This window comes from Novosphingobium sp. 63-713 (assembly GCF_001898925.1).
Lineage (GTDB): Bacteria > Pseudomonadota > Alphaproteobacteria > Sphingomonadales > Sphingomonadaceae > Novosphingobium.
In genome coordinates this window covers 279,316-292,211 of the sequence record NZ_MKVS01000005.1, presented here as the reverse complement: position 1 = coordinate 292,211, position 12,896 = coordinate 279,316, and the positions used below count along the sequence as shown (strand labels likewise).

The following is a 12,896-nucleotide window of genomic DNA, read 5'->3' as shown; positions in this document are numbered from 1 at the left end:
TATTCGGGAGAGCCAGTTTGAAAAATCCAGGGAAGGCCATCATCATGGCCGGGCTGTCGCTGTTGGCCGCCATGCCGATGACGGCGCGCGCCGCCGACGAGGAAATTCAGGTCTATATCGACGATATGGGCGCGCCCGGCTCTTTCGGTCTGGATGTGCACAACAATTATGTTTTCAGCGGCAGAAGCACGCGGATGGACGACCCGCTGGCGCAGGACAGCCTGCACCGGTTGCGCGTCACGCCCGAATTCTCCTATGGCATTTCCGATAATCTGGAGGCGGGCCTCTACCTGCCGCTCGGTTCGGTTGACCGCGATGGCCATGTCAGCGTCGATGGGGTCAAAGCCCGCCTGAAATATATCGCCCATCCGTCGGGCAATCCCGACGTCTGGTATGGCGTCAATTTCGAACTGGGGCGTGTCGGGCGGGTCTATGACGTCAACCCATGGAATGCCGAGTTGAAGGGCATGATCGGAACACGGCGCGGGCGCTGGCTGCTGGCGGGCAATGTGAATGTCGATTTTGTGGTTTCCGGCCCGCAACCCTCGCCCGCCACGGTCGAGATCGCGACCAAGATCGCCTATTCCCTCACTTCCAAAGTCTCGCTCGGGGTGGAAGGATACAATGGCATCGGCACATTCCGCCAGCCATTCCAGATGGGCCAGAGCGACCAGACCGTGATGGGCGCGCTCGATGTGCAATTGGGTGAATGGGATCTCAATCTGGGCGTTGGCGAGGGATTTGGCACCAACCCCGACCATCTGATCGTCAAGGCCATCGTAGGTGTGCCGATCGACCGCCTTTTCCACCACGCCCACCGTTGATCAAGGCACCGTTGATCAAGGCCCCGCCAGCGTCCTTTGCCAGCGTTTGATAAGCAAATCATGCGTCAGCCGGTCCTGCCCCGCCAGCAGCGGCGGCCCCACTTCAATGGCCAGAGTGGGGCGCCCTGCCGTGTCCAGCCCGGCAGGCGGCGCCACATCGGCGCGCACCGGCGCCATGCCCATGGCCTTGATCTGCTGCTGGCCGCGCGGGCTGAGCAGATAGTCCAGAAACAGCCGCGCGCCATTGGGATGGGCCGCTGCCTTGGGGATCATCACGATGCGCGACATGATCAGCGTGTAATCCGAGGGCAGAATGACCCCGATGTCGGGATGATGCAGCGATTCTTCCAGCGCATAGGAGCCGATGATATTATAGCCCACCAGCGCATGGCCTGCGGCCACATCGCGCAGGATTTCCTCGGCCGTCGCAAAGCCGCGCAGGTGATTGGCACCCATGGCGCGTATCAATTGCCAGACGGCGGGCGATGCCTGACGGTCCTGTGTGAAATAGAGATAGCCGACCGCCGAGCGGGTGACGTCATAGCTGGCGATGCGGCCGTCGAGCCGGGCCGGTTTGGCCTCCAGCATTTCGGTCAACTGGGCATGATTGCGCGGCGCCTGCGCATCGGGCAGCAGGCGGCGGTTGTAGATCATGACGATGGGTTCGGCGGTGATGCCCCATGCCTCATCCTTCCAGTTTGCCCAATCGGGCACGGCAGGCTTTTCGGGCGAAGTGTAGCGCGCCGAATAGCCGTCATTGACCAGCTTGATCTGGAGATCCATGGCCGAGGACCAGAGGATGTCGGCGCTTTGCTGATGATGGTCGGCGGCGGCGTGGAATTGGCGGTCAAGCTCCTGCGCCGGCAGTTCCTTGTAGGTCAGCCGCACAAGCGGATACATCGAGCGGAAATCTGCCAGCAGCCGCGCCGCCTTGTCATGATCGACCGAGGACCAGACAACTACCCCGCCTTCCTTTTCGGCGGCGGCCACAATCGCGCCATAGCTGTCGGGATAGCCGGGAGGAACAGGCTCGGCCGAGCGCGGCGAACATCCGCCCACCAGCGCCAAAGCCGCAAGCGCACAGATCCACACCCTGCATGGTGCCGATGGATGTCGTGGCGCGCCCCGCCCGTTCATGTCGATGGTCCTCTGGCCCATGATTGTTCTTTGGTCTGGCGCCTTTCTTGGGGCATAGAAGGGGCCAGCGTCAATGAAGGGAGAACATAATGACGCGCATTCTGCTGGTTGAGGATGATGAAGCCCTGAGCCGCGGCCTTGGCGCCACGCTGCGCAGCATCGGCTATGCGGTGGATGTGGCGCGCGATGGCGAAACGGCGCTGCTTTGCGCGCGCGATGAGCCATATACGCTGATCACGCTGGATCTGGGTTTGCCCGATATGTCGGGACTGGCCGTGCTGGAGCAGTTGCGGCGCGAGGGCAACCGCACCCCCGTGCTGATCCTGAGCGCGCGCGATGCGATTGAGGACCGGGTAAAGGGGCTGGATCTGGGCGCGGATGACTATCTGCTCAAACCCTTCGACCCCAGCGAATTGACCGCGCGCATCCGCGCCCTGCTGCGCCGCAGTCAAGGCGTGGCCAGTTCGGTGGTCCGGATCGGCGCGCTGACGGTGGATCACACCAGCACCCGTGTCATGCTGGGCGAAACCGATATTCCGCTGCGTCGGCGCGAATGGGCGGTGCTCGAACGGCTGGTCGCCCATGTCGGCAAGGTCGTGTCCAAGGACCGGCTGACCGCCGAGGTGTTCGGCTATGACGAACCGGTCGCCACCAATGCGGTCGAGGTCTATGTGGGGCGCCTGCGCCGCAAATTTGAACCCGATGGTCCGGAAATCCGCACTATTCGCGGGTTGGGCTACATGCTTGTGGCGCGATGATCCGTTTGGGCCTGCATCATGCCGAAAAGTCGCTGACCCGGCGGTTTCTGGGCGGGATTGTGGCGCCCATGGCGGTGCTGGCGCTGTTGCTGGCGGTGGGGGGAACATGGGTCATCAAGGCGGCGGTCGAAACGGTCAATGACCGTATCCTGAGCGCGGCGGCCCATGCCATTGCCGAATCTCTGGGCGTGGAAAACGGCCAGATCACGCTGGACCTCTCGCCCGCCATTTTCGGGATGCTGGAGGACAATGCCCGCGACAATGTCTATTACAGCGTCCGGCGCGGCGCGGAGGTCGTCACCGGCTATACCGGCCTGCCCGAGATTGCGCCCCATGGCGTGCCGGACAAGCAGGTGGTTTTTGGTCAGGGCGTCTATCGCGGCATGCCGGTGCGCATCATCGCAGAGGGCCACCGTCTGCCCCATATTGCCGATCCGGTGGTGGTGGTGGTGGCCGAAACGCTGGGCGCCCGCGAACATGTTACGCAGCGTCTGCAGCGCGGGCTTGTCATGCTCGAAGTCATTCTGGTTGGCTGCGCGGCGGTGCTGTTGCCCATGGTGGTGCGCTGGGGGATGAAGCCCATTGTGGCGCTGGGGCGCGAGATGGACAATCGCGCGACGCTGGACATGACCCCTTTGCCGGTCAGTGATCTGCCGCAGGAAATGCGCGATCTGGGGCGCGCCTTCAACCGGATGCTCGAAAGGCTGGACGCATCGTTTCAGAACATGCGCCGCTTTACCGCCGATGCCTCGCATCAGATGCGCACGCCGCTGTCCATTTTGCGCACGCATATCGCACTGCTGCGCGATGGCGATGCCAACGCGCCCGATACGCGCCGCTCGATCGAGGATATTGCCGATGCGGGCGAGCGGCTCGAACGGCTGCTGGTGCAATTGCTGGCGCTGGCGCGCGCGGACAATGCCCAATCGGTCCCCATCGCCCGCGAGGCGGTAGGCATCAACCGGCTGGTGGCCGATATTTTTGCGCAACTGGCCCCGCGCGCGGTGAATGCCGATATGGATCTCGATTTTCTCGGCGCCGATGGCGATCCGCAGGTCATGACCAATCCCGTTCTGGCGGGTGAATTGCTGGCCAATCTGATCGACAATGCCATACGTTACAACCGCCCGCGCGGCGCCATCACCGTTTCGGTCGAGCCCGATCACGAGTTGGTCTGGGTCTCGATCGAGGATCAGGGGCCGGGCATTCCCGAGGCCGACCGGGCCAAGGTCTTTACCCGTTTCGCCCGTCTGGACCGCGACGCCGACAAGCCGGGCAGCGGGCTGGGTCTGCCGATTGCGGCCCGGCTTTCGGCCGTGCTGGATGCTCGAATCGCGCTGGATTCGGGCCGGGGCGGCGTGGGCTTGCGCGCCAGAATCGGCTTTCCACCCGCTTGACAGGGTGATGTCAGCAATTTGCGCTAGGGTGGCCGCAAGATAGCCGGTCCGTCCAAGGGCCGCTTGTGGCGAATGGCGCATTTGTGTTCCCCCCGTTTCCCGAACGCTTCTGCGCCTTTCCATCACGCCTGTGTGGAGAGATTGAATGACCAACGCCATGCCGCAAGTTCTGGAGCCACCCAGCCTGCCTGATGAAAAGGCGGCGCAGGGGGGGAGCCTGCGCGAATTGTGGTGGCGGGCCATGGATTGGCGGATCGGCATCGTCCCGGTTCCGGTCGGCTTGATGCTGCTGGGCTGCGTGGCGGCCTTTGTTGCCTTGGGCAAGGTGCCCACCGACATTACCATGATGATCCCGGTCTTGGCGGCGGGGGGTTTTGCCTGCGCCGAAATCGGCAGGCGCCTGCCGCTGCTGCGCCGTGTCGGGGCGGCGGCCATTCTGGCCACTTTCGTGCCCTCGCTGCTGGTGCGTCTGGGGGTTTTGCCCGCTTCCCTGACCGGCGCGATCACCACCTTCACCGATCAGAGCAACTTTCTCTATCTCTTCATCGGCTCGATCATTGTGGGCAGTATTCTGGGCATGGATCGGGTGATGCTGATCCGGGGTTTTCTCAAGATTCTCGCGCCTATTCTGGCCGGATCGCTGGCCGCTTTTGCGGTGGGCACGATGACCGGCATGATGCTGGGGCTGGGCCTGCGGCATACGATGTTCATGGTGGTTTTCCCGGTGCTGGCGGGCGGCGTGGGCGAGGGCGCGATCCCGCTGTCCATCGGCTATTCGGCCTTTTCCAGCCATCCGCAGGGCGAATATCTGGCTGAAATCCTGCCCGCCGTGATGTTTGGCAGCCTGACGGCGATCGTGCTGGCGGGCGGACTGAACCTGATCGGCAAGCGTCGGCCCCATCTGACGGGGCGCGGCATTCTGCAACCGGGCGCGCATGATATGGGCGAGGCGGGCAAGCCGCTTCCGGTGGCCGATTTGCAGGGGATCGGCGGGGCGCTGGTGCTGGCAATGACGCTCTATCTGGTGGGCGAGCTGATTCAGGATGTCACGCGCTTTCCCGGCCCGGTCACGATGCTTGGCCTGGCGGTGCTGATCAAGCTGCTGCGTTTGGCCACGCCCATGATGGAGGCCGCCGCCTATCGCAATTACCAGTTCTTTGCCCAGATCGTCACCTATCCGCTGCTGTTTGCCATTGGCGTTGCCAAAACGCCCTGGGACAAACTGGTCAGCGCCTTCAACCTGCCCACGATCACCACCATTGTCGTCACGGTCGTGACGCTGACGGCGACCGGATTTTTCACCGGGCGCATGGTCGGCCTGTTTCCCGTCGAGGCCGGGATCATCACCGCCTGTCGCGCCAGTCAGGGCGGTACGGGCGATGTGGCGATCCTTTCGGCCTGCGACCGAATGGTGCTGATGCCCTTTGCCCAGGTGGCCACCAGAATTGGCGGCGCGCTGACGGTGACCGTGGCGCTTGCGCTGTTTGTGTGGTGGCATGTTTGATGAGCGCAGTTAAAGATATTTTATGCAGCGCCCTGATTGACAGGACCATGTCAGCAAAAATGCATATACTTTGCCCATAGTCCGGCAAATGACTGAAAAAGCTGTTTGAAACAAAAGTCATGCCGGGAATGAAACCGACCGGGGCAGCGCAGGCGGGGTGCGCTCAAAAGAGTCGGTTCCTATAAAAACAAGCAAAAATTTATGGAGGGGAATTATGAAATCAGCACTTCGCGGCTTGCTCCTGGGCGCATCCCTGTTGCCCGTGACAGCATTTCTCATGCCGTCTGCGGCCATGGCTCAGACCGCGCCCGACAGCGGCAAGCCGACCGCCCCGGAAATCATCGTCACCGGTCGTTTCATCGCCAGCGGCGCGGCCAGCGCGACCAAGCAGAATGTCTCGACGCTGGAAACGCCTTTTTCGGTCTCGGCCTACACCGGCGATTTCATGAAGGCCGTTCAGACCACGCAGGTCGCTGATCTCTATCGCTATATGACCGGTCTGCAAAAGGCGGGTTCGACCGGCTATGACATCACCCTGCGCGGATTTTCCACCACGGCCAATGACCGCAACACGGTGATGGTCGACGGCCTGCCCGGCCTGTCGGTGCGTTTTGGCTCGCCGCCCACGGTGGGCACCGAACATGTCGAGGTGGTCAAGGGTGCGGCCTCGCTGCTCTATGGCTCGGTGCAGCCGGGCGGCTTTGTCAACATGATCACCAAGAAGCCCTCGGCCATCGCCTCCACCGAAATTTCGGCGCGCGGCACGGTGGGCGGTTCCTCGCGGGCCTCGCGGGTGCAGGGCGGCGATCTGGCGCTTGACAGCACCGGCGCGCTGACCGGCGATGGCGCCTTGCTCTATCGCTTTGTGGCGCAGGGCAGCACCGACAATTATTTCCGCGACCGCCAGTATGAGCGCGGCCTCTATCTGGCGCCCAGCCTGACATGGCATATCGGCGCTTCCTCATCGCTGATGCTTCAGGTCGAATATCGCAAGGTCAAGACCAGCTATGCCAATGTCTATCTGCTGGCCCCCTCGCTGGCGGGCGGGACCAGTGTGGGCTGGCTGGCGCCGTATAACACCAATTACAGCTCGCCCACCGACAATCTGCGCGAGGAAGGGCTGACCGAATCGCTCACCTTTACCCATGATTTCGGCCGGGCGGTGAAATGGACCGTGGCGCTGCGCAATGTGGACCACATCGACACGGCCAGCGCCTTTGACATCAGCGGTTATAACAAGAAGGACACCACCTTCTCGACGCTGGACCTGCGGGCGCGCGGCCAGCACAATTACCGCAGCTATGCCTTTGCCGACACCTATCTGACGATCAAGGGCGATACCGGGCCGATCAATCACCGCCTGATCGTGGGCGCCAGCATCGGCAAGGAGGTGGATGATTTCACCCGCCTGCAATATTGCCAGATCAATTCGCCCGACAAGCCCAATGCCGATGCGACCTGCAACCCGACGAGCGCGCAATATACGATCTCGGTCCAGCACCCCGATTTTTCGGGTATCCCGCCGCTGTCCTATTTCGGCGCCGGCGCGCTCAGCCCGAAGAACCGCAGCCGCAGCTATGGCATCAATGTGGACAAGGGGGCCTATATTTCGGACCTCATCACCTGGCTGCCCCAGTTGAAGACCACGCTGGGTCTGCGTTATGCCACGGCCAATCAGACGCAATATGCCAACCTGCTGCAAGCCCCGCCGGTTCCGGGCGACACGCAGGTCAGCAATTCGGCCGTTCTGCCGCAGGCCGGTCTGATCTATCAGCCGACCAAGCATCTCTCGTTCTATGCCAGCTACAGCACCTCCTTCTCGCCGGTGCCGGGCGGGACGCAGGACGTGAACGGCAATTTCAACTTCAAGCCCACCCGCGGCACCGGCTATGAAGTGGGCGCCAAGACCGAACTGGGCCATGGCCTGTTGACGGCCACACTGGCCTTGTTCCGCATCGACCAGACCAACATCATCGTGCCTTCGACATCGACGGCCTGTTCGACGGGTTCGTGTTCGCAACAGATCGGCGCGGCCCGTTCGCGCGGCATCGAGCTGGAATTCACCGCAAGGCCGCTGCCGGGCTGGTCGCTGATCGGGGGCTGGGCGCATACGCTGGCTCGGGTGACACAGAACAATGATCCTGCCAGCGGCCCGATCCCTGGCGGCGCCATGCCCAATGCGCCCGAAGACGCGGTGCATCTGTGGTCACGCTATGATTTCAGCGCGGGCGCGCTCAAGAATCTGGGGCTGGGTATCGGCTATTCCTATACCGGCGCGCGCATCGCCTATACGCCCACGGCCGCCTTGCCCACGCCCTTTACCGTGCCGTCCTATACGGTGGTCGATCTGGGCGTCTATTACACGTTCAATGAGCACCTGCAGGGCACGCTCAAGGTCAACAACCTGTTCGACCAATATTACTACGCCAGCGGCAATGTCGTTTCGGGCATGGTCAATGTCATTCCCGGCACGCCGCGCACGATCATGGCCAATCTGAGCTATCGGCTGTGAGGAGCGGGGCGCGGGCGGCGTTTGGAACCGGCCGCCCGCGCTCCATCCGTCCGGTTCCCGATGATGCAGGCCGCCGCAATATTCAGGAGGATTGGCTGTGAAACTGACAAGACGCACATGGATACCCGTGCACCGCTGGAGCGGTTTGACGCTGGGCCTGATTCTGATCTTTTCCGCCTTTACCGGGCTGGGGCTTGCTTTTCGCACCCAGTTGGAAGGGATGGTCTATCCCGGCATGGGCGCGGGGCAGAATTGCGCAGCCCCGGTCGCGCTCAGCCGGATGGCGCAGGTCGCCCAGCGGGCCCATCCGCAGTCCAAGGTGGATTACCTGCGCGTGAAGATGGGCAGCGGCCTGCCCACGGCGGTCCGCTTCTTTGACAAGGAAACCTATTATTTCAACGCCTGCAACGGCTCGATCGTGGCGCAGCAAAGCCGATATGGCGGCTTTTTCGGCTTCACCGAATGGCTGCACAAGGGCGCATGGATCAAGGAGATCGGCGGCATCATCATGGGCATCGGCGCGCTGACCTGCGTGTTGATGCTGGCGGGGCTGGGCGTCTATCTGTGGTGGCCGCGCGGGCCGCGCACGTTCAAACAGGCGCTGACCATCGACAACCGCGCCAAGGGCAAGGCCTATACGCTGGGCCTGCACCGCACGGTGGGCGCATGGGCGGTGGCGCCGCTGCTGCTCAGCGCAATCACCGGCATTCCGATCGCCTTTGAGCCCTTGCAGAAAGCGATGATCGGCAAGGAGCATGTCCGCCTGCCCGGCGCCCCGAAAACGGCCGCGCCCAAAATGGCGGCGGGCGAGGGCAAGGCGAAATGGATTCCGGCCAGCGATGCGGTGATTGACGCTACATGGGCCGGGATCATGGCTAAGACCCATCAGCCCAGCGAAGTGTTGTTCCATGTGGCCCACAAGCCGGGTGAGCCGCTGGAAATCTACGTGATCGACGGCAATGCCCCCCATGCGCAGGCCCGCAGCATGATCTATGCCGACCCCGCAGACGGCGCGATCATCAAGACCCGCCCCTATGACAGCGCCCCCTTCACCTATCGGCTCTATTACTGGATGCTGGCGCTGCACAACGGGCTGGTGGGCGGATTGCCGGGCCAGATCATCCTGTTCCTTGGCTGCGCCGGGGCGGTGTTCATGGGCGTGACCGGCGTGATGTCCTATTTGCAGACCCCGGCCAAGAAGGCCCGCAAAACCGCTGTTGCCCGGTCCGAGCGGATGGCCTGAACGGGAGGTGCAGGGGGCTTGCGTCCGATCTTTGGCGCAACCCCCACCTTCGCTTGGCTTTTTCCGCTCACCGGCTATGACGATGCCATGGATATGTTTGCAGCCCTGCGCGCCTTCGTGGCTGTGGTGGAGGAGGGTGGTTTTGCGCCCGCCGCGCGGCGGGCCGGACAGGCGCCATCCTCCTTCACCCGCCACGTCGATGCGCTGGAATCCTCTCTCGGGGTCAGCCTGCTCAACCGCTCCACGCGCAATGTCTCGCTGACCACGGCAGGGGAGAGCTATTACCCGCGCGCCACCCGCCTGCTGGCCGAACTGGACGAGGCCAACAGCCGCATCCGCGAGCGAGAAGGCCCGCCGCGCGGCCGTTTGCGGGTCAGCCTGCCAGCCTCCTTTGCCCGGATGCACATCACGCCCTTTCTGCCGCGCTTCATGGCGGAATATCCGCTGATCGAGCTGGATCTGGTGATGAGCGATGCTTTGGTCAATCTGGTGGAGCAGCGGATCGACGTTGCGGTGCGGCTGGGCGCGCTGGATTCCTCCAGCCTGATCGCGCGGCGATTGGCGCCCCACCGCCGCATCGTCTGCGCCAGCCCGGCCTATCTGGCGCAGCATGGCGCTCCCGTCGCGCCGCAGGATATCGGCACCCATGCCTGCCTGACATTCGCCTTTGCCGATGGCGAAAGGCTCTGGCGGTTCAGTCAGGGCCAGCGCGCCGAACAGGTCCGGGTCAAAGGCCCGCTGCGCGCCAATCAGGCCGAGGCCCTGAAAGAGGCCGCGCTGGCCGGTTTCGGGCTGGTCATGCTGCCCACATGGCTGGTGGGCGAAGAGATTGCGCAAGGCATGTTGCAGCCGGTGCTGACCGACTGGCAGGCGGATATCAGTCGACCGGGCGCGACCGCTCTGCCCGATGGCGGCATCCACGCCCTTTATCTGCCCGATCGCAAGGAATCGCCCAAGGTTCGCGCCTTCGTCGATTTTCTGGCCGAGCGCTTTGGCGCGCCGCCCTACTGGGACCGCGCGCTTTGATCTTTGCATCCTGCGCAAAGATGTTCGCCGAAATGGCCTGATTATCAAAGTCTGCGAACAGGTGCACATCACAGGCACCAACCCCGGACGCGACCCCAACGGCCCCGTCCCAACGGAAAGCCCTGTTGATGAACGATCTGCTCTTTACCCCCACCCGTATTGGCGCGCTCGATCTGCCCAGCCGGATCGTCATGGCGCCGCTCACCCGCTCGCGCGCGGCGCCGGGCAATGTGCCTTCGCCGCTGGCCATTGACTATTACCGCCAGCGCGCGTCGGCTGCGCTGATCATCACCGAAGGCACCCAGATTTCCCAGCAGGGCCAGGGCTATGCCTGGACCCCCGGCATTCACACGCCCGCCCAGATCGAAGGCTGGGCCAAGGTGGCCGAGGCCGTGCATCAGGAGGGCGGGCGCATCGTGATGCAGCTTTGGCACGTCGGGCGCATATCGCATGGCGTGTTTCAGCCGGGCGGGGCGCGCCCTGTTGCCCCCACGATCATGCCGGTGCCGGCCAAGGCCTTCATTCCCGGCCCGGACGGCAAGGGTACTTTCGTCGATGTGCCCGAACCGCAGGAATTGAGCATCGCGGGCATTCAGATGATCATCGCCGATTATGTTCAGGCCGCCCGCAATGCGATGGCCGCCGGGCTGGATGGCGTGGAACTGCACGCGGCCAACGGCTATCTGCTCGACCAGTTCCTCAACAGCGCGAGCAACTGGCGCACCGACCGCTATGGCGGCTCGCCGGAAAACCGGGCAAGGCTGCTGCTCGAAGTGGTCGATGCGGTTTCCGCCGCTATCGGCAGCGAGCGGGTAGGGGTGCGTCTGGCGCCCATGGGCAAAGCTTTCGGCATGGACGAGGCCAATCCCGAGGCGCTGTTTCAGCATGTGGTCGGCGAACTGGATCAGCGCCATCTGGCCTATCTCCATCTGGTGGAACCGGTGGTGAACGGGCGCGAAATTGCCGCCGAGCCCGATCCGCGCGCGCAGGCCCTGATGCGGGACATCCGCGCCCGCTTTTCCGGCCCGATCATTCTGGCGGGCGGCTATACAAGGTGGAACGCGGAAAAGGCGCTCTGCGATGGGCGCGGCGATCTGATCGCCTTTGGCCGCTCGTTTATTGCTAATCCCGACCTTCCCGCGCGGTTGCTGGCTGATGCCCCGCTCAACGAGGCCGACCCGGCAACCTTTTATGGCGGCGACGCCCGTGGCTACACCGATTATCCCCCTTTGGCCGAACTGGCCGCGCAAGAGGTGGTGTCATGACCGCCACGCCCGCCCGGACCATGCCTCCCGGCCTGACCTTCAGCATGGCCGCCGCCACGGGTCTGGCCGTGGCCAACATCTACTATAATCAGCCGATGCTGGGCCTGATCCAGCGCGCCCTGCCGGGGGCCGCCGCCGGTTTTGTGCCCACGGTTACCCAGCTTGGCTATGCTCTGGGCCTGTTTCTGCTGGTGCCGCTTGGCGATCTGCTGGAGCGCAGGCGGTTGATCGTGGGTCAGTTCGTGGTCCTTTCGGTGGCGCTGGGCCTTGCGGCCCTCGCCCCGACGGGGGCGGCCCTGTTGCTGGGGTCGCTGCTGGTGGGGGCCTTTGCCACGGTGGCGCAGCAGATCGTGCCGATGGCCGCCCATGTGGCCCCGCCCGCCCAGCGCGGCGCGGTGATCGGCAAGGTGATGGCCGGGCTGCTGCTGGGCATTTTGCTCAGCCGCACGCTGGCCGGTTTTGTGGCGCAGCAGTCCGGGTGGCGCAGCATGTTCTGGCTGGGCGTGCCTTTGGCCCTGTTTGCCGCCGGGCTGTCGCGGGTCAAATTGCCTGTGTCCCAGCCGGACCGGGGCCTCTCCTATCCCGGTCTGATTGCCTCCTTGTGGCATCTCTGGTGTGACCTGCCGGTCCTGCGTCGCGCAACGCTCACCCAGGGGCTGCTTTTTGCCGCCTTCAGCGCCTTTTGGAGCACGCTGGCCTTGCAGGTTCAGCAGATGGGCTATGGTCCGTCGGTGGCGGGGCTGTTCGGTATCGTGGGCGCCGCAGGGGTGCTGGCCGCGCCTCTGGCGGGCCATTTGGCCGACAGGCGCGGGCCGGGCGCGGCCATTGTCGCGGGCACTTTGCTGACCATCGTCGGTCTGGCGATCGCCGGCCTACCCCTTGGCATCGCCGGATTGGCGCTGGGCTGCATCGTGCTCGACCTTGCCGTGCAGGGCGCGCTGATTTCCCACCAACATATCATCTATGCGCTCCGGCCAGATGCCCGCGCCCGGCTCAACACGCTGTTCATGGGCGGCATGTTTCTGGGCGGTGCCGGGGGATCGGCTCTGGCCATCACCGCATGGCAGATGATGGCGTGGCAGGCCGTTTGTCTGCTGGGCAGCGCCCTGGCCGCCGTGGCCTTCCTTCTCCATATGGTGGCTTCAAGGCGTTCCCCCGCTGGCGCGCGCCTGTCCCGCTAAAGGCGGCCGGGGGGAGACCCGGCCACGCCTGAAGGCATATATGGAATGA

The 12,896-nt window shown here is 63.9% G+C and carries 10 protein-coding genes; 9 read left to right on the top strand and 1 reads right to left on the bottom strand.

All coding sequences use genetic code 11. The features are described 5' to 3' along the window. The first annotated feature begins 17 nt into the window (after positions 1-17). The gene (locus BGP00_RS02310; RefSeq protein WP_292921674.1) at positions 18-824 is read left to right on the top strand and encodes a hypothetical protein; all 807 of its coding nucleotides are present in this window, start codon (positions 18-20) and stop codon (positions 822-824) included. 15 nt (positions 825-839) lie between these two features. Here the strand turns inward: BGP00_RS02310 and BGP00_RS02305 are convergent, their stop codons facing one another. Then, positions 840-1,982, bottom strand: a complete 1,143-nt coding sequence (locus BGP00_RS02305; protein ID WP_292921676.1) for an ABC transporter substrate-binding protein — start codon at positions 1,980-1,982, stop codon at positions 840-842. 68 nt (positions 1,983-2,050) lie between these two features. Here BGP00_RS02305 and BGP00_RS02300 point away from each other — a divergent pair, with 68 nt between their 5' ends. The 8 genes from BGP00_RS02300 (at position 2,051) to BGP00_RS02265 (ending at position 12,847) form a co-directional block, all read left to right on the top strand. Then, the gene (locus tag BGP00_RS02300; protein ID WP_168601612.1) at positions 2,051-2,719 is read left to right on the top strand and encodes a response regulator transcription factor; all 669 of its coding nucleotides are present in this window, start codon (positions 2,051-2,053) and stop codon (positions 2,717-2,719) included. Continuing rightward, positions 2,716-4,116, top strand: coding sequence for a sensor histidine kinase (locus tag BGP00_RS02295; RefSeq protein ID WP_168601613.1), 1,401 nt, complete (start codon positions 2,716-2,718; stop codon positions 4,114-4,116). The genes BGP00_RS02300 and BGP00_RS02295 overlap by 4 nt, the downstream gene beginning before the upstream one ends. A gap of 145 nt (positions 4,117-4,261) precedes the next feature. Continuing rightward, complete coding sequence (locus tag BGP00_RS02290; RefSeq protein WP_292925696.1) at positions 4,262-5,620, top strand: 2-hydroxycarboxylate transporter family protein; 1,359 nt, start codon at positions 4,262-4,264, stop codon at positions 5,618-5,620. 292 nt (positions 5,621-5,912) lie between these two features. Continuing rightward, on the top strand, positions 5,913-8,132 hold the full coding sequence (locus BGP00_RS02285) for a TonB-dependent receptor (RefSeq protein ID WP_292921684.1): 2,220 nt from the start codon (positions 5,913-5,915) through the stop codon (positions 8,130-8,132). Between the two features lie 97 nt (positions 8,133-8,229). Next, positions 8,230-9,375, top strand: a complete 1,146-nt coding sequence (locus BGP00_RS02280) for a PepSY-associated TM helix domain-containing protein (RefSeq protein ID WP_292921686.1) — start codon at positions 8,230-8,232, stop codon at positions 9,373-9,375. Between the two features lie 18 nt (positions 9,376-9,393). Continuing rightward, on the top strand, positions 9,394-10,401 hold the full coding sequence (locus tag BGP00_RS02275; RefSeq protein WP_292925695.1) for a LysR family transcriptional regulator: 1,008 nt from the start codon (positions 9,394-9,396) through the stop codon (positions 10,399-10,401). A gap of 128 nt (positions 10,402-10,529) precedes the next feature. Beyond that, positions 10,530-11,666, top strand: coding sequence for an alkene reductase (locus tag BGP00_RS02270; protein ID WP_292921690.1), 1,137 nt, complete (start codon positions 10,530-10,532; stop codon positions 11,664-11,666). Beyond that, on the top strand, positions 11,663-12,847 hold the full coding sequence (locus BGP00_RS02265; RefSeq protein WP_292921692.1) for an MFS transporter: 1,185 nt from the start codon (positions 11,663-11,665) through the stop codon (positions 12,845-12,847). The genes BGP00_RS02270 and BGP00_RS02265 overlap by 4 nt, the downstream gene beginning before the upstream one ends. The last annotated feature ends 49 nt before the right edge of the window (positions 12,848-12,896 follow it).